The following is a 21,107-nucleotide window of genomic DNA, read 5'->3' as shown; positions in this document are numbered from 1 at the left end:
TGAGGGTAATAACTGTGCTTGAAGCCTACCGCAAACATATCGAAGAGCGCGCAGCACTGGGTATCGTTCCCCAGCCGCTAAACGCCGAACAAACTGCAGGCCTGGTCGAGCTGCTGAAAAATCCCCCGGCTGGCGAAGAAGCATTCCTCGTTGACCTGATCACCAATCGCGTTCCGCCAGGCGTGGACGAAGCAGCCTATGTAAAGGCCGGTTTCCTGTCCGCCATCGCCAAAGGCGAAGCCAACTCCCCCCTGATCGACAAGAAACGCGCTGTTGAACTGCTCGGCACCATGCAGGGCGGCTACAACATCGTGACGCTGGTCAACCTGCTGGACGACGCCGAACTGGCGCCAGTAGCTGCCGCAGAACTCAAGCACACCCTGCTGATGTTCGATGCCTTCCACGACGTGGCTGAAAAAGCCAAGAACGGCAACGTTCACGCCCAAGGCGTCCTGCAATCCTGGGCTGACGGCGAGTGGTTCGTGAAGCGCCCGACCCTGGCCGACAAGATCAGCCTGCGCGTGTTCAAGGTCACCGGCGAAACCAACACCGACGACCTGTCCCCTGCTCCTGATGCCTGGTCCCGCCCGGACATCCCGCTGCACGCCCTGGCCATGCTGAAAATGGCTCGCGACGGCATCGTGCCTGACGCACAAGGCGTCACCGGTCCGATGAAGCAGATCGAAGAAATGCGCAACGCCGGCTTCCCTATCGCCTACGTCGGTGACGTGGTCGGTACCGGTTCTTCGCGTAAATCGGCGACCAACTCGGTGCTGTGGTTCTTCGGCGACGACGTTCCTTACGTGCCGAACAAGCGTGCCGGCGGTTTCTGCTTCGGCAGCAAGATCGCTCCGATCTTCTACAACACCATGGAAGATGCTGGCGCACTGCCAATCGAATTCGACGTTTCCAACATGCACATGGGCGACGTGATCGACCTGTACCCCCATGCTGGCAAAGTCTGCAAGCACGGCACCGACGAAGTCCTGACCACCTTCGAAATGAAGACCCCGGTGCTGTTGGACGAAGTACGTGCCGGCGGCCGTATCCCGCTGATCATCGGCCGTGGCCTGACCGAGAAGGCCCGTACCGAGCTGGGTCTGCCACCTTCGACTCTGTTCAAGAAGCCTGAAGCACCGGCTGAAAGCACCAAGGGTTTCACCCTGGCGCAGAAAATGGTCGGCAAGGCTTGCGGCGTGACCGGCGTACGTCCGGGCACCTACTGCGAACCGAAGATGACCACCGTGGGTTCCCAGGACACCACCGGTCCAATGACCCGTGACGAACTGAAAGACCTGGCGTGCCTGGGCTTCTCGACCGACCTGGTGATGCAATCCTTCTGCCACACCGCGGCTTATCCAAAGCCGATCGACGTGACCACCCACCACACCCTGCCTGACTTCATCATGACCCGCGGCGGCGTTTCCCTGCGTCCGGGCGACGGCATCATCCACTCGTGGCTGAACCGCATGCTGCTGCCGGACACCGTCGGTACCGGTGGTGACTCGCACACCCGTTTCCCGATCGGCATCTCGTTCCCGGCCGGTTCCGGCCTGGTTGCGTTCGCCGCAGCCACTGGCGTCATGCCGCTGGACATGCCTGAGTCGATCCTGGTTCGCTTCAAGGGCGAACTGCAGCCAGGCGTCACCCTGCGTGACCTGGTTCACGCCATTCCTTACTACGCGATCCAGGCTGGCCTGCTGACCGTAGAGAAGAAAGGCAAGAAGAACGCCTTCTCCGGTCGCATCCTGGAGATCGAAGGCCTGCCTAAACTGACCGTCGAGCAAGCGTTCGAACTGTCTGACGCCTCGGCTGAACGTTCGGCTGCCGGTTGCACCATCCAGCTGTCCAAAGAGTCGATTGCCGAATACCTGCAGTCCAACATCACCCTGCTGCGCTGGATGATCGGCGAAGGCTACGGCGATGCACGTACTCTGGAACGTCGCGCCCAAGCAATGGAAGCCTGGCTGGCCAACCCTGAGCTGCTGCAAGCGGACAAAGACGCCGAATACGCTGAAATCATCGAGATCGACCTGGCCGACATCAAGGAGCCTGTGCTCTGCGCGCCGAACGACCCGGACGACGCTCGCCTGCTCTCCAGCGTTGCTGGCGAGAAGATCGACGAAGTGTTCATCGGTTCGTGCATGACCAACATCGGTCACTTCCGCGCTGCCGGTAAACTGCTGGAACAGGTCAAGGGTCAGCTGCCAACCCGTCTGTGGCTGTCGCCGCCGACCAAGATGGACGCTCACCAGCTGACCGAAGAAGGCTACTACGGCATCTACGGCAAGGCCGGCGCGCGCATGGAAATGCCGGGCTGCTCGCTGTGCATGGGTAACCAGGCACGTGTAGAGCCGAACTCGACTGTCGTGTCGACTTCGACCCGTAACTTCCCGAACCGTCTGGGTGACGGCGCGAACGTCTACCTGGCTTCGGCCGAGCTGGCGTCCGTGGCTTCCATCCTGGGTCGCCTGCCGACCGTCGAGGAGTACATGGAATACGCTGGCAAGATCGACAGCATGGCGGCCGATGTCTACCGCTACCTGTCCTTCGACCAGATCGCCGAGTTCCGTGAAGCTGCTGCGAACGCCAACATCCCGGTCGTTCAAGCCTAACGTAGCAACGCAATGAAAAACGCCGCCCATCGTGAGATGAGCGGCGTTTTTTTATGCCTGGTTTAACTGACACCGACAAAGTATTCAGCGCCTCTTGGCTCTCTACTCAAGCACTCAACGAATAGATCAACGCCGAAATCGCCACCAGGCCCACCGCCGTCACGAAGACGTTGGACGCCTGACCGCGATAGCGCGCCATCGCCGGCACCTTGCGGATGGCGTACATCGGCATCAGGAACAGGATCGCCGCGATCACCGGGCCGCCGAGGGTTTCGATCATGCCGAGGATGCTCGGGTTCAGCGTGGCGACGATCCAGCACACCACCAGCATGAACGCGGCGGTCATGCGGTCCAGGGCCTTGGCCGACGGACGCTTGCCGCTCTTGACGATCAGCCCCTTGAGTCCTTCGCTGGCACCGATGTAGTGGCCCAGGAACGACTTGGAAATGGCCACGAACGCAATCAACGGCGCCGCGAAGGCGATGGTCGGATTGCTGAAGTGGTTGGCCAGGTACGACAGGATCGACAGGTTCTGCGCCTTGGCTTCCGCCAGTTGCGCTGGCGACAGGGTCAGCACGCAACTGAAAACGAAGAACAGCACCATCGCCACCATCAGCAGGTGGGCGCGGGACAGGATCTGCGAGCTGCGCTCTTCGGCGTGCTCACCGTAGCGACGCTTCTGGTCCACCGCGAACGCCGAAATGATCGGTGAGTGGTTGAACGAGAACACCATCACCGGAATCGCCAGCCACAAGGTGTGCAGCAACGCCGAGGGCGCCGGCACGCTGCTGGCGGTGGCGAGGATGCCGCCGTTCCAGTGCGGAACCAGGTACACCGCCAGGAACAGCAGCGCAACGATGAACGGGTAGACCATCAGGCTCATGGCCTTGACGATCAGTTGCTCGCCGCAACGCACCACCGCCAGCAGGCCGAGGATCAGCACCAGCGACAGCACGGCGCGCGGTGGCGGCGTGATGTGCAGTTGATGCTCGAGGAAGCTGCCCACGGTGTTGGTCAGCGCCACGCTGTAGATCAGCAGGATCGGGAAAATGGCGAAGAAGTACAGCAAGGTGATCAGCGCACCGGCCTTGATGCCGAAATGCTCTTCCACCACTTCAGTGATGTCGGCGCCTTCGCGACCGGACAGCACGAACCGGGTCAGCCCACGGTGTGCATAGAACGTCATCGGGAACGCCAGCAACGCCAGGATCAGCAGCGGCCAGAAGCCGCCCAGGCCTGCGTTGATCGGCAAAAACAGGGTTCCCGCACCAATCGCCGTGCCAAACAGGCCCAGCATCCAGGTGGTGTCCTGGCGATTCCAGTTCGAAAGCGTCGCGGGTGTTGCTGCTACATAGCGTTTGTTGACGCTATTGGCCTGATCATTCATCCGGTGGGATCTCCACATTCCGGTCACTTGCCACCCGGCCAGGACGCGTCGGAATACCCGACAGGCAGCGCCTTGGCCGAAACAGGGGCGCGATTCTGGAGGATTAGTGAACAGAAGCAAAGACTTAGGTGAGGAACGGTGGTACCAGGTTGACGATAATGAACGACACATAACCTGTGGGAGCGGGCTTGCCCGCGAAGGCGGCGGCACATTCAGCGTTGAGTTGACTGACACACCGCTTTCGCGGGCAAGCCCGCTCCCACAGGAATTTGTGCGGCTTTCAGATCCTGCGCTTCATCGCAAGATGGCGTTTACCACTTGATAAAGGTCTACCATCATGTATTTTTAACCCACCTGCATTCCTCCTGGAGTCTTCCCATGCCACTGGTTCGCGTCGACATCAAAAAACATCAGGACCCCACCCACGCCAAGCGCATCGGCCAACTGATCTACGCCGCCATGCACAGCACCATCGGCGTGCCGGAAAACGATAATTTCCAGATCCTCAACGAACACGATGAGCAGCATTTCATCTTTGATCCCGGTTACCTGGGCATCGACCGCACCGACCAACTGGTGGTGATCCAGATCACCATGAGCGAAGGCCGGACCATCGAGCAGAAAAAACGCCTCTACAAGACCATCGCCGAGAGCCTTCACGCAGAGCTGGCGTTACGCCTGGAGGACGTTTTCATCAATCTGGTGGAAGTGAAAAAAGAGAATTGGTCGTTCGGCAACGGAATTGCCCAATACGCCCTCTGATAGTCAACCTGCAGCCCCGAGAGTGACCCATGCCCCGAGTTTCCCGCAAACAAGCCGACCTCAACCGCGAGACCATAGTCGACGCCGCCACACGGCTGTTTCGCGAACGCGGCCTGCACGGAATCAGTGTGGTCGAAGTGATGGCGGCGGCGGGCCTGACCCACGGCGGTTTCTACGGCCACTTCGAATCCAGGGAAGCGCTGGCGCAAGAAGCCAGCGCAAGGGCTTTCAAGCAAGCCGCGCAAAACTGGCAAGCGCGGGTGGCCGACCAGGACAGCAAGGACGCTGCCCGCCGCGCCGTGGTCGAACCGTACCTGTCCAATGAAAGCCGGGACAACCCGGGCGAAAGCTGCCCGGTGGTGGCCTTTGCCGGAGACATGTGCCATGAGGCCGCCCAGAGTGGCTTGCGGCAAACGTACGTGCAGGGCCTGAACGACCTGCTCGATTCCCTCGGTTCGCTGCTGGACACCGAGGACGAAGCCTGCAGACGGCAGCAGGCGCTGGCGCAGTACTCAATGATGTTCGGCGCGCTGATGCTGTCCCGGGCGACCCGCGGCGATCCACTGTCGGACGAAATTCTCGAGGCCGCCCGCGCCACTCTCATGCCCGGAAAACCGTAGGAGCCGGCTTGCCGGCGATGGACGCCAATGCGCCGCGTTTATCCCATTCAAACGCGTCATCGTTAACGACCATCGCTGGCGGTTGCCAAGCTATCCTTGAATCTGCAATCTCAAGCGACGTTTTGCCGATTTTCCGATGCCCACAGGGAGCCAAGCATGCCTGTAACCGTTCTGGTACTGGTTGAAACCATCAATGATTACCTGCCTATCCTCGAACATCAGGGCTTCCACCTGATTCTGGCCCCGACACCCGCCGAGCGCGCCGAAGCCATCGCCCGCCACGCCGGCCAGATCGACGCCGTCCTCACCCGCGGCCCATTGGGGCTGTATGCCGATGAAATCGCCGCGTTGCCCAACCTCAAGATCATCTGCGTGATCGGCGCCGGCTATGAACACGTCGACCTGCAGGCCGCCGCCAACCGGGGTATCACCGTCACCAACGGCGCCGGGGTCAACGCCTCGTCCGTCGCCGACCATGCCATGGCGCTGCTGCTGTCGCTGGTGCGCGACGTACCCCGCTGTGATGCCGCCGTACGGCGCGGCGAGTGGCCGAAGATCATGCGCCCTTCCCTCGCCGGCAAACGCCTGGGCGTCCTCGGCCTCGGCGCGGTCGGCATGGCCATCGCCAAACGCGCCGGCGCCGGGTTCGACATGAGCATCAGCTACCACAACCGCCAGCATCGCAGCGATGTGCCCTACACGTTCTGCTCGACCCCGACCGAACTGGCGCGCGCCTCGGACTTCCTGATCGTCGCCACGCCCGGCGGCCTGGGCACCAAGCACTTGATCAATCGCCAGGTCCTCGACGCATTGGGTCCCCAGGGGTTTATCGTCAACATCGCCCGGGCCAGCGTAATTGCCACCGCGGACCTGATCACGGCCCTGGAGCAACGCCGGATCGCCGGTGCCGCGCTGGATGTGTTCGATCACGAACCGCAAGTACCTGATGCACTCAAGCACCTGAGCAATGTGATCCTCACGCCCCATGTCGCCGGGCTGTCCCCGGAAGCCACCCAAGGCACCGTCGAGCTGGTGGGCAAGAACCTCGTGGCGTTTTTCTCCAGCCAACCGGTGCTGACGCCGATCGACTTACCGCCCGCCAAGAGCCGGGTCGCTCATTGACGGCAATTCAAACAGCTGTATCAAAAACAATGATTGGCCGGCAACACGCTCACCTATAAGAGCCGCTCGCGGTTGTGGGTCTGGAGTGTGCGCATTAGATTAGCCAATAGTTTCAGGCCTCCAGAATAAGCAGAAGGGATAAGCATGGCGCTTAATGACCAATCCACCCGTATCCGCACCGGCGAAGAGCTCGATGCCAGCCTGATCGATCCCTACCTCAAGGCCCATATTCCGGGGCTCAGCGGTTTGCCGAAGATCAGCCAGTTTCCGGGCGGCGCTTCAAACCTCACCTATTTGCTGGAATACCCCGAACAGGAATTCGTCCTGCGTCGCCCGCCGTTCGGCCACAAGGCCAAATCCGCCCATGACATGGGCCGTGAGTTCCGCATCCTCAATCAACTGCGCGACGGTTTTCCGTACTGCCCGAAAGCCTACGTGCACTGCACCGACGAGTCGGTGATCGGTGCCGAGTTCTACGTGATGGAACGGGTCAACGGCATCATCCTGCGCTCGGACCTGCCGCCGGAACTCGGGCTGGACTCGGCGAAAACCGAAGCCCTGTGCAAGAGCTTCATCGACAAGCTCGTCGAACTGCATCGCGTCGACTACAACGCCTACGGCCTGGGCGACCTCGGCAAGCCCGAAGGTTACGTGGCGCGGCAAATCAAGGGCTGGAGCGATCGCTACGAAAAAGCCCTGACCCCGGATGCGCCGCTATGGGAAACGGTCAAAGCCTGGCTCAACGACAAGATGCCGGCCGATCACCCGACCTCCAGCATCGTGCACAACGACTACCGCTTCGACAACGTCATCCTCGACCCGAACAACCCGATGCAGATCATCGGCGTGCTCGACTGGGAACTGACCACCCTGGGCGACCCGTTGATGGACCTGGGCAACACCCTCGCCTACTGGATCGAAGCCGACGACCCGGCGCCCGTGCAGATGATGCGCCGCCAGCCGAGCCACGCACCGGGCATGCTGACCCGCCGCGAATTCGTCGATTACTACGCCGAACGCTCGGGCATCCGCATCGACAATTTCGACTTCTACTACACCTACGGCCTGTTCCGCCTGGCCGGCATCGTGCAGCAGATCTACTACCGCTTCTACCACGGCCAGACCCAGGACAAACGCTTCGCGCAGTTCATTCACATGAACAAACTGCTGGAGCAGATGAGCCTGCAAGTCATCCAGAAATCCACCCTCTGACCTCGACGCGCCCCGATGCTGCTCGATTACACACAACCCCCTGTAGGAGCGAGCCTGCTCGCGAAGGTCGTGAACGATAACGCTCGCTCACTGACCAAACGCAGCAACCCGCCCTACCAGACAGCATCAGCGACACCCGGCACTTGACTCAACAACAAGACTTTTCATAAGGGAACCCCATGTCCAAGACTCAGTTGTTCGACCTCGACGGCAAGATCGCTTTCGTCTCCGGCGCCAGCCGTGGCATCGGTGAAGCCATCGCCAAACTGCTGGCCCAGCAAGGTGCCCACGTGATCGTCTCGAGCCGCAAGCTCGAAGGCTGCCAACACGTCGCCGACGCGATCATTGCCGCCGGCGGCAAGGCCACCGCCATCGCCTGCCACATCGGTGAAATGGAACAGATCAGCCAGGTCTTCGCCGGCATCAAGGAACAGTTCGGCCGCCTCGACATCCTGGTCAACAACGCCGCGACCAACCCGCAGTTCTGCAACGTGCTGGACACCGACCTCAGCGCCTTCCAGAAAACCGTCGACGTCAACATCCGCGGCTACTTCTTCATGTCAGTCGAAGCCGGCAAGCTGATGCGCGAAAACGGCGGCGGCAGCATCATCAACGTCGCCTCGATCAACGGCGTCTCGCCGGGCATCTTCCAGGGCATCTACTCGGTGACCAAGGCTGCGGTGATCAACATGACCAAGGTGTTCGCCAAGGAATGTGCGCAGTTCGGGATTCGCTGCAATGCCTTGCTGCCGGGCCTGACCGATACCAAGTTTGCTTCGGCGCTGGTGAAGAATGAAGCGATTCTGAACACCGCTTTGCAGCAGATTCCGCTCAAGCGCGTGGCGGATCCGAGTGAGATGGCGGGGGCGGTGCTGTACCTGGCCAGCGATGCTTCCAGCTACACCACGGGTGTTTCGTTGAATGTGGATGGTGGTTTTTTGTCCTGAATCAGTAGCTTAAAAAGGCAGCGCTAGCTGCCTTTTTTATTCAACGCCAATTTACACCTGATTGGCACTCTCATTGATATGGACATTAACGACATCAACATGATCGCCAACACCTGAAAATCTAAACAAAAACTCACTCGACCAGGAATAGATATTTTTTGCCACATCCATTCGCCACACCATTGAACCGGGTCCGACGATATAACTGGCAGGCAGCCTCGGCTGAACTGATAGAAACCCACCCCCTTCAATCTCCACAGTATCGCCTACCATTTCTGGCGATGCGTTAACTAAAAAAATATGCTTGCCCCAATCCCCAATAGTGGCCTCACCAACACCATCAATCATTTCTACATTTTTGCCGGCTACGTTATAGCTGACATCAATTTGTTTGCACTCAATATAAACTGAACTTTCAAGCCTCGGACAGTATAACTCCAACCGAAAAGCACCATCTCCTGCAGCAATACAACCAACATCCCACTCGAGGCTTGATGTTTCGGCACCAATAGCAGGAATACTTTCGACCGCGCCAGGCAATAGTTTACTTATAACTTCATGCCGCATAATGAAGGTAAGCCCAGCTAACGGACTATTTGGCTTTGGCACCAACTTTATGTTGCGACGATTCTTTCTAAGGAAAGCGATACCAGCATCGGAAGGATCTTTATCATCAATCTTGACATCAGCCTCATCCGCCAGATTGCTCGAAATCACCAGGCTAGGATGTTCCCACGGCAGGTCCACTTCCCGGCTTAAAAACACCAGGGTGATACGACCGCTCTTGCCAGCGTCCGGCGTAATCTTCCAATCGAACTGGCCATTGACGGGAGCCACCCAAACGTCAAAATTCGGCGATGCACCGATGTTCAATTCGCCACCCTCAACCAGCCCCAGTTTGATCTCCTTGGCAATTTCCGGTGAGACCTCCACTGTCACATCGTTCTCCTGCCCACGGAGCAAAACGAGCTCCTCCCCCCACTCCACTTTCTTGCCGTTGATCAACAATATGGCTCGTTCCCAAGGGCTTGCTGCAACGTTTGCAGCGTTTAGTTCGGCGGTCATGACGACAATTCCTTTTCAGCTATGGACAAAAACAGTCCGTTAACTATCAGGGAAAACTGGCACTCTAGAAACTGTCATAATTGACAGGTTAGCTAGAACACGTTGCGATAGAAAAACCGGACTCTCGTATCAAAAGTCATATAGAGAATGCAATCAGTGCTCCACTCAACAGCGTGCTCACTCTCGTATTCAGTGCCTGCCACATCGGTGAAATGGAACAGATCAGCCAGGTCTTCGCCGGCATCAAGGAACAGTTCGGCCGCCTCGACATCCAGGTCAACAACGCCGCGACTAACCCGCCGTTCTGCAACGTGCTGGATACCGACCTCAGCGCCTTTCAGAAAACCTTGACGTCAACATCCGCGGCTACTTCTTCATGTCGGTCCGCTCAAGCGAGTGGCGGATCCGAGTGAAATGGCGGGAGCGGTGCTTTATTGGGCGAGTGATGCTTTTCGAGTTATACGACTGGGGTTTCGTTGAATGTGGATGGTGGGTTCTTGTCCTGATTCGCATTTCCGAGTGAAAGAAAGGCAGCTGTTTAGCCGCCTTTCTTTCAAGATCGCTTTGAGGGCGATTGCGCGTCACATTGCCGACTACTGCCAATCAGGATCAGGCAGCACAGGACTTGATCCAACTCAAGTCATCTCGGTTCTACTACTGCAAAGTGCTAATCGGTAGAGTAATAGGTGTAGTCATACCTCTGCATGATATTGTCAACTGAAAAGCACCAGCATTGTTCCTCCCGGTAACCCCCATCTAAAAGTTTTACCCTCGACACTAAAGCCTGGCACGCTTACTAAATCTCCATTATCGAGACCACTAACAACTACAGCTCCAATCTTGAACTCTAGCCCTCTCATGGGACTGTCTAATTTCGGTATTAATTCCACGATTTTTGGTTTGTCCCGGATAAATAAATTACTTTCATCAGTAATAGGCATGTTGTCTATCCTCACATCGGCTTCGTCGGCAAGATTGTCTGATAGCAATTTACTGGTCGTAACCGTGATTGGAGTGGGCACGCCTTTTGCCGACAAAGATAGTTGAAAAGTGCCCTTCCTGGACTTTCCGAAAACCTTCCAACTATGAGTTGTTTGCTCACTCTCAAATGCCGGAGCACTTTCCAGGTTAAGTGGATTAAGACCACTTTTTATCTTGTAATTCAACTGGACGGGTAGACCCGCCAGTGGGCTGCCAGGTTTTGCTACCAACGTGATAGTTTTCGGTACATTCCAGAAAAACCAGTTCCCTTCGAGAGGTACGGTTCTATTGTCAATTTTCACGTCGGCCTCATCCGCCAGATTGCTCGAAATCACCAGGCTTCGGTGCTCCCACGGCACTAACACGTCCGTGTTGTAAAAACTCAGGGTGATACGACCGCTCTTGCCAGCGCCCGGCGTAATCTTCCAATTGAACTTGCCATTGGCGGGAATCACCGATTCGTCAAAAACCGGCGATGCCGTGATGTTCAAACCGCCACTGTTAACCAGCCCCATTTTGAGCGTCCTGGCGATTTCAAGTGGGGCCTCTACGGTCACATCGTTCTCCTCCCCACGGAGCAAAACAAGTTCCGCCCCCCATTCCACCTGCTTATCGTTGATCCACAAGGTGGCTCGTTCCCAAGGGTTTGATACAGTGGCTACAGCGTTTGACTTGGTGGTCATGACGACGATTCCTTTTGCGCAATAGACATAAAAAACAGTCCGTTAACTATTAGGGAAAGCCGACAAGGGTGAAACTGTCATAAATGACAGATCAACTAGAACAAGTTGCGATAAAAACCCAATTTCCCTATCAAAGACATGCACAGATTGAAATCAGTGCTTGGCTCGGTAACGGGGTCACTTTCGTATCCGGTGCTTGCCATACATCGGTGAAGCCAGCACCTTGCAGAACACCGTCGACGTCAATATCTGCGGCTACTTCTTCATGTCAGTCGAAGCCGGCAAGCTGATGCGCGAAAACGGCGGCGGCAGCATCATCAACGTTGCATCAATCAATGGCGTTTCGCCGGGGATCTTCCAGGGCATCTACTCGGTGACCAAGGCGGCGGTGATCAACCTGACCAAAGTGTTCGCCAAGGAATGTGCGCAGTTCGGGATTCGATGCAATGCCTTGCTGCCGGGCCTGACCGACACCAAGTTTGCTTCGGCGCTGGTGAAGAATGAAGCCATTCTGAATACTGCGTTGCAGCAGATTCCGCTCAAGCGTGTGGCGGATCCGAGTGAGATAGCTGGCGCGGTGCTGTACCTGGCCAGCTATACGACTGGGTTTCGTTGAATGTGGATGGTGGTTTTTTGTCCTGAATCGCACCACTTGGTTGAACAAGAAGGGCAGCCCAAATGGCTGCCTTTCTTGTTTTCAGAACTCCATTTGTCGATTAGAAAAATTACGTTGGCCGACTAACAATCTCAATTTTATCCTGCGCCGCGTATACCGTTGAAAACCTAAAAAAGACCGTCTCTGTAACGTCACGGGATGCAAGAGAGGCGAAGCTCCACTCTACTTTTCCACCAGACACAGAAAACTGCCTTTTTAAAGGTGGATTAAAATTGAATTCACCTGGGCTATTCTCTACATATATGCTGGAAACCCCATCTGAAATTTCAGCGCGCAAAGAATAATTCCTACCTGCAACAACAGATTGCACCCCTGAAATCTCCCTACCGTCCAAAAATACTTCGCGATAATTTGCCTACTGATAGGCAAAACCAACATCGCATTGAAACCTACTCCAAAAAATCCGAGTTCGAACGTTCCTGCCTTCGTGGCGGAGCCAGAAACTTGCCAACTGAAAAAAGTAGACTCCATGTTTAACGGTGGTTCAAACGTCAAATCGCCCGGCATGATATTAGCCCCTCGAATCCACTTCAGACTCAGCGGATAGCCCGCCAAAGGGCTATCCAACTTCGGAACTACCGTAATTGTGCGCTTTGAATTTCTTACATATGGAATTTCGATATTGGAAATATCCTTACCATCAACCTTAACGTCAGCCTCGTGAGCTAGATTATTCGACATCAACTTACTAATCGCCACCGAAATGGGCGCAGTCATACCCCTGCCCGTCAGCGCCAGTTGAAACGTTCCGCTTTTAGTTGTCCCCGTCACCGCCCAGCTATACGTGGTTTGCAAACTGCCAAAGACTGGGGCACTCACCACATTGCCGACATCCAGGCCAGTTTTTACTGCACAGCTCAATGAAACCGGAAGTCCGGCCAGTGGACTGCCTGATTTGGCGGTCAACGTGACGGTTTGGGGTTTATTCCGGATAAACCAATTGCCCCCGGGTGGAACTGCAGCCCCATCAATATGGACATCAGCCTCATCAGCGAGGTTTAACGACAGTACGGCGCAGGGAACTTCCCAGGCCTGAACTGTTTCTTTACTCGACAACTTCAACGTGATACGACCACTTTTGTTGCCAGCCGGGGTGACGACCCAAGTGGTCGTGCCGTCAGGTACGGGTACCCACCCTTCAAACGCTGGAGCGGCTTCAATGCTCAGACCGTCCGGATTCATCAATCCAAGACTGATTTCTTTTTCCTGCAGGAAGGGCGCTTCTATCCTCACCTCGTTGGGCTGACCGCGAAACAAAACCACACTCGGGGAGTTCCACGCCACTCGCTCTCCGTTGATAAACAGCGAAGCCTGCTCCCAGGGACTCTCCAGATACACATTGATCGGAAAAATGAATCTGCTAGGACGGTCGTCATACGGGCTGTGGACACTGGCCATGATCTGGTGCTCACCCGCCGAGAGGACGTCGTACTCAAACCTGCTCCAACCTGAATCGGAGGTTGGAACACGATCCACGGGCTTCCAATCGTACATCCACTCAACTTCAACATTCTCCAGTTCTTTTTTGGTGTAAAACGAACCAATCTGTACTTCAGCAACCACTTTATCCCCTACCACTGGAGCGCCGATGGGCGGGCGTACATGAAGAAATTCACGCCTGAAGTCCCCCAACCGAAATAGGACTTTGTATGGCTGGGCAGTGAACTCGCTCTGTAATTGAAGATTGAAGTCGACATCTGTTCCCTCAGCGGGACATATCAATTTCCACTTGCCACCCTCGGGTGACAACTTCTGGTACTCGCCAAAGGCCGGGGCCGCGACAATCGAAGACGATTCGCCGAGTGTCGGGTTGAGACTGATCCCTTGATTGGCCCATGGACTGTCTTCCGCAGCCGCAATTTTGAAATCATGCTCTGCACCGTGACAGATATATACGGGACCGATTTCAGTTTCTCCGGCTTTCAATTCAATACTCATGATGCTGTCTCGATAGTCGACTGGGAGTAACAGGCTGGTCGCTCAACTATCGGGTAAAAACGCAGCCAGAGTAACTGGCAGAATTGACAGTTCAATTAGAACAAATGGCGATAAAAAAGAACTTCAAACACATAAATCTCGCAACTGCCAGCCAAAATGAACTGACAACAGCAGAAACAATAAATAGACCGCCCGCGCCAACAACGCAGATGGTACCCATCAGAATTACCACAAACGTCGAGAAAGAAAGAAAGAAAGAAATCACCATCACCCCAAGCAGATCGAACTTGCTACGCATCGCGCTGATCGCGCCTTCAATGAGGCTACCGCCCTGCGATCAGTACGATGCTCTCGACCCGGGGTTTCAACGTAGACCACCCCCGGATTTACTGCGTGACGCAGCGCGTCGTGGTGGTGACCCGCGTCACCTGCCCGTCTTCGGCCCGAACATCACCCAGCACATCGGTTTTATCCATGGCCTGGCAAGTGCGTTCAGGAGGGGGTGGAGTGACAACTGGAGGGGGTGGCGGGCTGGAGCAGCCGCCGAGAATCGCCACGTACAATGCCAGCGACAAGGGTGAGATAACGCGTTTCCCAAGAGTTTTCATAGGTTGACCCGCGATAAGTGATCGACACATTTTTGTGACAACAGAATTGGTGCGCAAAATCCTCACACCTGTCACAAAAATAAATATCTGCGAATCATTTATAGCCCAGCCGGTGGCCAATGCCAGTAAAAGCTGGCAGTTCTTACATCACCGGATCAGGTCTTTGCAGGGAATTGCTGTCGAGTTCGTACCGCAGTTCTTCGATCAATGCCGCGACCGATTCTGCGGTTTGCAGCGTGTGCAGGGTCAGACCGCTGACCACCAGGTCCACCTGCCCCGACACCGGATGATAGAGCTTCACAGTCAGCGAATGGTCGCCGGTGACACTGCATTCGCAGGCCAGGGGTGAAAAATTGCGTTCAATCAGCATCCGCAACTGTGCCAGGGTAGTCATTGCAACGGGCCCTGACGGTTTGATGCATCGTGTAGCCGGCTCATGGGGCGAGTCCTTTTGGCGGTTTACGAAGGGGGTGCGCAGCTGACTTGTAGTCAGCTGCAGCACGTCCTCAGCCTAAGAGTCACCACCCGGAGTCGACACATCAATTTGCACCCTGCGAGCTGGTGCATTTGCACCTTATCGCTGTGCCTTCGGCCGCCACTCGTTCGAGAACAGTCCGCGCTCCCGTGCCCAGACAATCGCCTCGCTGCGGCTATGCACATCGAGTTTCAAATACACCGCCGCCACATGGTTGCGCACCGTGTTCGGCGCCAGCTTCAGGCGCGCGGCGATTTCCTTGTCGGCCAGGCCTTCGCATATCAGGCTCAGCACATCGCGCTCACGGGCGGTCAGGTCGGTGAAGGATACGCCGGGCAACTTCTGTGAGTTGATGCTCTTCACGTTGGCCAGTTTTTCGATCAGCGTGCGGCTGAACCATGAGGCGTCCTTCATCACTTCCTCGATGGCCGACACCAGTTCCAGTTCTGTGCGCTTGCGCTCGGTGATGTCCATCAACACCAGCAGATAACAGGCCGTGTCCTGAATGTTCACGGTGTCCGCCGACACCGCGCAATCGATCAACCCGGCGTTTTTTCTGCGCATACGCACATCGACGCGGTCCAGGCTGCCGGTTTTCTCCAGCGCGGCGAAGAGGCGGATGCGCGCGCTTTTGTCATCGATGAAATCGATCTGCGCAATGCTGATCCCGAGCACCTCTTCACTGGGATAACCCAGGGTGTCGAGGAACGCTTCGTTGACATCCAGCACCAGCTGATCCGCCGCAGCGCACACCAGTATCGGCACCGGAGACAGCCGGAAGGCCTTGGCGAAGCGCTCTTCACTCTGGCGCAGGGCGATTTCGGCCTTGTGCCGGGGCTCCATGTCGACAAAGGAAAACAGCATGCAGGGTTCGTCGTTGAGCTCCAGCGGCTGGCCGGCGACGATGACCTGTTTGCTGCCGCCATCGGGCAAACGCAACTCGGCCTGCATCTGTGGAATGGTCGCCCCTTCGCGCAGGCGCTGCTTGGCCAGTTCGCGGTTTTCGGCCCGGTCCAGAACGTCCAGCTCATAGGTCGACGTGCCGATCACCTGGTCACGGGCGTAACCGGTCATTTCGAGGAAGCCAGGATTGACCTTGATGTAGCGCAGATCACTGAGTCGACAAATCACCGCCGGTGCCGGGTTGGCGGCGAAGGTTTTTTCGAAACGCTGCTCGGCGCTGGCCCACTCGGTGACATCGTCCATGATCAACACCAGTGATTCCGGCTCGCCACGGCTATCGGCCAATACCAGGCTGCGCACGCGATGGACCCAGCTACGCTCAGGGTCCGCCGCCGCGGTCAACTCCACCAGCACATCACTGAACGTCTCGCCGCGCGCGACCCGGTTGATCGGGTAGCCTTCGGCCGGCACCCCATGGTTGTTGCGGTAGCGCAGGGCGAAGCGTTTGGTATAGGCCTTGGCGTTGGCACCGAGGTCGCTGACCTGCTCGACGCCGTGCATCGCCAGCGCGGCTTCGTTGGCCCACAGAATGCTCTGGTCGGGGTCGAGCAGGATCACCCCGTCGGACAGGCCGGCGATGATCTGCTGCAACTGGCGGCGATTGGTGTCGGTGGTCAGAACGCCCTGGCTCATTGGATCTCCACAGTGACGGGAGCGCCAATGTAGGGCGCTCTGTGAAGATTACGACCGCAAGGGTGTGTGATCGTGCATTGCTTCTGCTCTTCGGCTGAATCTCTCAAACTACCAATTGGCCCTGAATGCTCCAACTTGCTATACGATTTTAGCCGTAGCGCCTTCAGAGGGAAAAAAGTTGAACGTGGTCGTTGACGGAACACCGTCACCTTCAACCCGCGCAGTTATTGGCACTATTTTAGCGAATTGATCGAAGCTAAAATACCATTTCAATCCTCCTGCACCCATAGGCCGAGACCCGGAAGGCGTAACTTCGGGCACCCCATCACCCCCCTCCAAGGTCAACTTGATTTCTTTACCAATCAACTCGCGCCCCTCGGGATACAACTGGATATTATACTGGTAGTCAGATTGAGAAATGAACATATTCCCCTTGTGAGCAAAAAAACCATTATCGGTTGGGGTAAAAATATAAAATTTTGAATTTGGATACCAAGGGTGATCCGCCGTAAAGAACTCGCAGCGAAATTCCATGGTTTCAGTAAAACTCCGAGAGTACAGTACCAACGTGAGATTGCCATCTGTACTTTTAGGTGTTATCGACCACTTTACCTTGCCAGCATCTGCCTTTACCCATGTCTCAGCATCCGGAGTTAAATCATAGTTGGACGGTGTATCAGAGACTATCCCAAGACGAAACTCAAGAGATTTACCCGCCCAGTCGACCGAACTAAAACTTAACTCACTTGCAATAGAACCCTGTAACAGCATTGGCGCGCCCCGGGTATACCTATACGTATCAACGAACATGAGAACATTTTTAAACGGATCACTTCCAGGCTTGCTATCTGCACCACTTGCCATGACACAATCCCCTCTACTTAATAACTCGCGAACACATGAGTTTCTACTATTGGAGAAAACGCACCACAGCACAACTGTCAAATATGACAGTCACTTAGAACCAAACGCAGATAAAAACTATTTTAATATTCACAAACCTATGTAATAGAGAAGCTTTAGCGAAGAGTCGATCAAATGCAACATCTTCGCCGCCTGATCCGACGTCTTCGCGAGTAAGCCCGGCTCCTGCAGGAGTTGCGCGCAACTGAAAACACTAACGTCTACGCCAACGGCCCCTCTGCAATCGCCGCCGAAGCCGCCAGCATCGCGCGCAGCAGCACCGCACACCCGGCGGCGAGGTCATCGGGCGCGGCGTTTTCGATTTCGTTGTGGCTGATGCCGCCTTCGCACGGCACGAAAATCATCCCGGCCGGGCCGAGTTCGGCGAGGAAGATCGCGTCATGCCCGGCGCCACTGACGATGTCCATGTGCGACAAGCCCAGGCCCTGGGCGGCGGCGCGCACGGCTTCGACGCAGCCCTTGTCGAAGTACAGCGGCGGGAAGTCGGCGGTTGGAGTGAGCTCGAAGGTCAGGCCGTGTTCGTCGCAGGTGGTTTCGATGACTTCGCGCACTTCGGCGATCATCGAGTCCAGGCGTGCCGGTTCCAGATGGCGGAAGTCCAGGGTCATGCGCACCTCGCCGGGGATGACGTTGCGCGAGCCCGGATAGGCTTGCAGGCATCCGACGGTGCCGCAGGCATGGGGTTGATGACCGAGGGCGGCGCGGTTGAGCGCACCGACGATCACCGCGGCGCCGACCAGGGCGTCCTTGCGCAGGTGCATCGGCGTCGGGCCGGCGTGGGCTTCGACGCCGCGCAGTTTCAGGTCGAACCATTTCTGCCCGAGAGCCCCCATCACCACGCCGATGGTCTTGCGTTCGTCTTCCAGGATCGGGCCTTGCTCGATGTGCGCTTCGAAATAGGCGCCGACTTTGTGGCCGCTGACTTTTCGCGGGCCGGCGTAGCCTATGGCATTCAGCGCTTCACCGACCGTCACGCCATCGGCATCGACCTTGGCCAGGGTTTCCTCGAGGGTGAATTTTTCCGCGAACACGCCGGAGCCCATCATGCACGGGGCGAAACGCGAGCCTTCTTCGTTGGTCCAGACCACCACTTCCAGCGGCGCTTCGGTTTCGATATTCAGGTCATTGAGGGTGCGCAGCACTTCGACGCCGGCCAACACGCCGAAGCAGCCGTCGAACTTGCCGCCGGTGGGCTGGGTGTCGATATGGCTGCCGGTCATCACCGGTGGCAGGTCGGGGTTGCGCCCGGGGCGGCGGGCGAAGATGTTGCCGACGGCGTCGATGCTGACGGTGCAGCCGGCATCCGTGCACCACTTGACGAAGATGTCCCGGGCCTGGCGGTCGAGATCGGTCAGGGCCAGGCGACACACGCCGCCCTTGACCGTGGCGCCGAGCCTGGCCAGCTCCATGAGCGATTGCCATAGGCGGTCGCGGTTGATGTGCTGATGGCTGGACTGCAGAACGTCGACGGCCGCGTTCATGATGATCTCCTCAGGCTGTTCTTATGGATTTGTTCAGGCAATTGGTTGGTGAGCTTGAGGCCGCCATCGCGGGCAAGCCCGCTCCCACAGGTTTTGTGAACACCCGAGAACCCTGTGGGAGCTGGCTTGCCAGCGATGAGGCCCTCCCTCACACCGCAGATTTAGCAATAGACGGACTCGGCCGCATCACACTCAACCCGTAATAAATAACCCCACCCAGCACCGAGCCGGTGAACCAGCCATAGCTGTAGAACCAACTGAACGCATCGCTGCCCAGGGACAGCAGCGTCAGCACCACCGGCACGCCAAACGCGATGAATCCGCTCCAGTTCCACGCCGGGTACACGTCATCGCGGTACAGGCCGGCAAGGTCCAGTTGCTGTTTCTTGATCAGGAAATAGTCCACCACCATGATCCCGGCGATCGGCCCCAGCAGGCTGGAATAGCCGAGCAGCCAGTTGGAATAAACGGTTTCCAGACTGACGTCCGAGACAATCAGGCCGAGTTTTTTCAGCAGCTCATGGGCCATCAATGCCAGGCCGACCAAGCCGGTGAGCAACACCGCCTTGGTCCGGTTGATCGCCTTGGGCGCGATGTTCTGGAAGTCATTGGTCGGCGACACGATGTTGGCCGCCGTGTTGGTCGACAGCGTGGCGATGATGATCAGCGCCATCGCCAGTGCGACCCAGACCGGGCTCTGGATATGGCCGATAAGGGTCACCGGATCGGACACCGTCACCCCCACCAGTTTCACCGACGCGGCCGTCATCACCACGCCAAGGGAGGCGAACAGGAACATGGTCAGCGGCAGGCCGATGATCTGCCCGACGATCTGGTCCTTCTGGCTTTTTGCGTAGCGGCTGAAGTCCGGAATGTTCAGCGACAGCGTGGCCCAGAAGCCGACCATCGCCGTCAGCCCGGCCGCGAAGTAGCTGGCCACGCCGGCGCCTTCGGGACGCTTGGCCGGAATCGCCAGCAGTTCGGTCATCGACACGTTGGGCATGGCCCAGACCAGCAGGCCTGCGCCCACCAGCACCAACAGCGGCGCCGACAGGGTTTCCAGCCATTTGATCGACTCGGCGCCGCGAATCACCACCCACAGGTTCAGCGCCCAGAACACCATGAAGCCGATGACCTCGCCGGTGCCTCCCAGGGATTTCCAGCCCTCGAACACAGAACCGAGGAACAGGTGAATCGCCAGCCCGCCGAACATGGTCTGGATGCCGAACCAGCCGCACGCCACCAGGGCGCGGATCAGGCACGGAATGTTGGAACCGAGCACGCCAAAGGACGAGCGCAGCAGCACCGGAAAGGGAATGCCGTACTTGGTGCCGGGAAAGGCATTAAGCGTCAGTGGAATCAGCACGATGATGTTGGCGAACAGAATCGCCAGCAGCGCTTCACCGACGCTCAGGCCGAAGTAGGCGGTCAGCACCCCGCCGAGGGTGTAGGTCGGCACGCAGATCGCCATGCCCACCCACAGCGCGGTGATGTGCCACTTGTTCCAGGTGCGTTCGTGCACCTTGGTCGGTGCAATGTCGTGGTTGTAACGGGGACTGTCGAGGACATCGCTGCCGGCTTCGAGCTCGAACAAGCCGTCGCGCTCGGTCACTTGCGATCTGATCTGTTGCATGGCCGCTCCACTGTTCTTTTGATTATTGTTGCTCATCAGGGATCGGCGACTTCAATAAACGTGCCGAGTACCCCGACTACGCATCGGGCAGTTCCATAAACACATTGCAACCAACTGATGTTCATCAGGTTTAATCGCTGACTCGACTATTTGTCAGGCCACTCAGGCCGAATGCCAGGCAAGTTGTCGAAACAGTCAGGACTCAAACTGGTGCGTCGATCTTTTTTCCGATGGCTGCGCATCAACCATAGACCATACTCAAACAGCTGATTTCACATAAGAAATCTTGACCATTTTGAGAACCTGTCAAGTGCGTCAAAATGGTGAACGGCCTCACCATTTTGGTGATTTAAGATTTTATTACTTGAATATCAATTACTTA

Annotated in this window: 17 protein-coding genes and 1 pseudogene; 8 read left to right on the top strand and 10 right to left on the bottom strand. The window is 57.0% G+C overall.

Translation table 11 applies throughout. From position 1 onward, the window contains the following. Positions 1–14 precede the first annotated feature (14 nt). On the top strand, positions 15–2,615 hold the full coding sequence (acnB, locus tag AB4O16_RS29900) for a bifunctional aconitate hydratase 2/2-methylisocitrate dehydratase (RefSeq protein ID WP_460158100.1): 2,601 nt from the start codon (positions 15–17) through the stop codon (positions 2,613–2,615). A gap of 106 nt (positions 2,616–2,721) precedes the next feature. Here the strand turns inward: acnB and AB4O16_RS29895 are convergent, their stop codons facing one another. Then, on the bottom strand, positions 2,722–4,002 hold the full coding sequence (locus AB4O16_RS29895) for a serine/threonine transporter (RefSeq protein WP_150718372.1): 1,281 nt from the start codon (positions 4,000–4,002) through the stop codon (positions 2,722–2,724). Positions 4,003–4,380: 378 nt separating this feature from the next. On the opposite strand from AB4O16_RS29895, the gene AB4O16_RS29890 reads away from it, so the two are divergent. The 5 genes from AB4O16_RS29890 to AB4O16_RS29870 all read left to right on the top strand — a co-directional run bounded on the left by AB4O16_RS29890 (position 4,381) and on the right by AB4O16_RS29870 (position 8,665). After that, the gene (locus AB4O16_RS29890; RefSeq protein ID WP_160389782.1) at positions 4,381–4,764 is read left to right on the top strand and encodes a tautomerase family protein; all 384 of its coding nucleotides are present in this window, start codon (positions 4,381–4,383) and stop codon (positions 4,762–4,764) included. 29 nt (positions 4,765–4,793) lie between these two features. Continuing rightward, positions 4,794–5,384 (top strand): TetR/AcrR family transcriptional regulator, encoded by a 591-nt coding sequence (locus AB4O16_RS29885; RefSeq protein WP_460156572.1) that lies wholly within the window; start codon positions 4,794–4,796, stop codon positions 5,382–5,384. Positions 5,385–5,540: 156 nt separating this feature from the next. Further along, positions 5,541–6,506: a 2-hydroxyacid dehydrogenase gene (locus tag AB4O16_RS29880; protein WP_460156571.1), complete on the top strand. Its 966-nt coding sequence runs from the start codon at positions 5,541–5,543 to the stop codon at positions 6,504–6,506. A 144-nt stretch (positions 6,507–6,650) separates the two neighbouring features. After that, positions 6,651–7,718, top strand: a complete 1,068-nt coding sequence (locus AB4O16_RS29875) for a phosphotransferase family protein (protein WP_460156570.1) — start codon at positions 6,651–6,653, stop codon at positions 7,716–7,718. 179 nt (positions 7,719–7,897) lie between these two features. Next, positions 7,898–8,665, top strand: coding sequence for an SDR family oxidoreductase (locus tag AB4O16_RS29870; RefSeq protein WP_007976320.1), 768 nt, complete (start codon positions 7,898–7,900; stop codon positions 8,663–8,665). A 51-nt stretch (positions 8,666–8,716) separates the two neighbouring features. On the opposite strand, the gene AB4O16_RS29865 is transcribed toward AB4O16_RS29870, so the two are convergent. Next, entirely contained in the window at positions 8,717–9,730 is a 1,014-nt protein-coding gene (locus tag AB4O16_RS29865; RefSeq protein ID WP_460156569.1) for a hypothetical protein, read from the bottom strand. Between the two features lie 173 nt (positions 9,731–9,903). Here AB4O16_RS29865 and AB4O16_RS29860 point away from each other — a divergent pair, with 173 nt between their 5' ends. Then, positions 9,904–10,143 carry an SDR family oxidoreductase gene (locus AB4O16_RS29860; RefSeq protein WP_460156568.1) on the top strand — a complete coding sequence of 80 codons (240 nt, stop codon included), beginning with the start codon at positions 9,904–9,906 and terminating at the stop codon, positions 10,141–10,143. 300 nt (positions 10,144–10,443) lie between these two features. Here AB4O16_RS29860 and AB4O16_RS29855 read toward each other — a convergent pair whose 3' ends face one another. Then, positions 10,444–11,394, bottom strand: coding sequence for a hypothetical protein (locus tag AB4O16_RS29855; RefSeq protein ID WP_460156567.1), 951 nt, complete (start codon positions 11,392–11,394; stop codon positions 10,444–10,446). A 226-nt stretch (positions 11,395–11,620) separates the two neighbouring features. Between AB4O16_RS29855 and AB4O16_RS29850 the strand changes: the two are divergent. Next, a pseudogene (locus AB4O16_RS29850) lies at positions 11,621–12,036 on the top strand (SDR family oxidoreductase); the annotation flags it as partial. A 268-nt stretch (positions 12,037–12,304) separates the two neighbouring features. On the opposite strand, the gene AB4O16_RS29845 reads toward AB4O16_RS29850, so the two are convergent. From AB4O16_RS29845 to AB4O16_RS29815, 7 genes are all read right to left on the bottom strand, one after another. Continuing rightward, on the bottom strand, positions 12,305–14,008 hold the full coding sequence (locus tag AB4O16_RS29845; RefSeq protein ID WP_460156566.1) for a hypothetical protein: 1,704 nt from the start codon (positions 14,006–14,008) through the stop codon (positions 12,305–12,307). A 91-nt stretch (positions 14,009–14,099) separates the two neighbouring features. After that, a complete protein-coding gene (locus AB4O16_RS29840) occupies positions 14,100–14,306 on the bottom strand; it encodes a hypothetical protein (RefSeq protein WP_460156565.1) in 207 nt (68 codons plus the stop codon). Positions 14,307–14,758: 452 nt separating this feature from the next. Continuing rightward, complete coding sequence (locus AB4O16_RS29835; RefSeq protein WP_160387759.1) at positions 14,759–15,010, bottom strand: DUF1652 domain-containing protein; 252 nt, start codon at positions 15,008–15,010, stop codon at positions 14,759–14,761. A gap of 180 nt (positions 15,011–15,190) precedes the next feature. Next, the gene (locus AB4O16_RS29830; protein ID WP_460156564.1) at positions 15,191–16,687 is read right to left on the bottom strand and encodes a helix-turn-helix transcriptional regulator; all 1,497 of its coding nucleotides are present in this window, start codon (positions 16,685–16,687) and stop codon (positions 15,191–15,193) included. A 138-nt stretch (positions 16,688–16,825) separates the two neighbouring features. Next, positions 16,826–17,551, bottom strand: coding sequence for a hypothetical protein (locus AB4O16_RS29825; RefSeq protein ID WP_460156563.1), 726 nt, complete (start codon positions 17,549–17,551; stop codon positions 16,826–16,828). 260 nt (positions 17,552–17,811) lie between these two features. After that, positions 17,812–19,092: a Zn-dependent hydrolase gene (locus tag AB4O16_RS29820; RefSeq protein ID WP_460156562.1), complete on the bottom strand. Its 1,281-nt coding sequence runs from the start codon at positions 19,090–19,092 to the stop codon at positions 17,812–17,814. A gap of 148 nt (positions 19,093–19,240) precedes the next feature. Beyond that, positions 19,241–20,725 (bottom strand): NCS1 family nucleobase:cation symporter-1, encoded by a 1,485-nt coding sequence (locus AB4O16_RS29815; RefSeq protein ID WP_160387768.1) that lies wholly within the window; start codon positions 20,723–20,725, stop codon positions 19,241–19,243. Between the last annotated feature and the right edge of the window lie 382 nt (positions 20,726–21,107).

It is taken from the genome of Pseudomonas sp. S2_H10, from assembly GCF_054668285.1.
The sequence above is the reverse complement of the archived record's forward strand: the minus strand, read 5'-3'. Positions and strand labels throughout refer to the sequence as shown.

Coding starts and splice junctions, on each gene's coding strand:
- AB4O16_RS29835 (WP_160387759.1), bottom strand. CDS start 15,010: ATGACTACCCTGGCACAGTTGCGGATGCTGATTGAACGCAATTTTTCA.
- AB4O16_RS29830 (WP_460156564.1), bottom strand. CDS start 16,687: ATGAGCCAGGGCGTTCTGACCACCGACACCAATCGCCGCCAGTTGCAG.
- AB4O16_RS29875 (WP_460156570.1), top strand. CDS start 6,651: ATGGCGCTTAATGACCAATCCACCCGTATCCGCACCGGCGAAGAGCTC.
- AB4O16_RS29870 (WP_007976320.1), top strand. CDS start 7,898: ATGTCCAAGACTCAGTTGTTCGACCTCGACGGCAAGATCGCTTTCGTC.
- AB4O16_RS29815 (WP_160387768.1), bottom strand. CDS start 20,725: ATGCAACAGATCAGATCGCAAGTGACCGAGCGCGACGGCTTGTTCGAG.
- AB4O16_RS29890 (WP_160389782.1), top strand. CDS start 4,381: ATGCCACTGGTTCGCGTCGACATCAAAAAACATCAGGACCCCACCCAC.
- AB4O16_RS29895 (WP_150718372.1), bottom strand. CDS start 4,002: ATGAATGATCAGGCCAATAGCGTCAACAAACGCTATGTAGCAGCAACA.
- AB4O16_RS29845 (WP_460156566.1), bottom strand. CDS start 14,008: ATGAGTATTGAATTGAAAGCCGGAGAAACTGAAATCGGTCCCGTATAT.
- AB4O16_RS29820 (WP_460156562.1), bottom strand. CDS start 19,092: ATGAACGCGGCCGTCGACGTTCTGCAGTCCAGCCATCAGCACATCAAC.
- AB4O16_RS29840 (WP_460156565.1), bottom strand. CDS start 14,306: ATGCGTAGCAAGTTCGATCTGCTTGGGGTGATGGTGATTTCTTTCTTT.
- AB4O16_RS29880 (WP_460156571.1), top strand. CDS start 5,541: ATGCCTGTAACCGTTCTGGTACTGGTTGAAACCATCAATGATTACCTG.
- AB4O16_RS29825 (WP_460156563.1), bottom strand. CDS start 17,551: ATGGCAAGTGGTGCAGATAGCAAGCCTGGAAGTGATCCGTTTAAAAAT.
- AB4O16_RS29885 (WP_460156572.1), top strand. CDS start 4,794: ATGCCCCGAGTTTCCCGCAAACAAGCCGACCTCAACCGCGAGACCATA.
- AB4O16_RS29855 (WP_460156567.1), bottom strand. CDS start 11,394: ATGACCACCAAGTCAAACGCTGTAGCCACTGTATCAAACCCTTGGGAA.
- AB4O16_RS29865 (WP_460156569.1), bottom strand. CDS start 9,730: ATGACCGCCGAACTAAACGCTGCAAACGTTGCAGCAAGCCCTTGGGAA.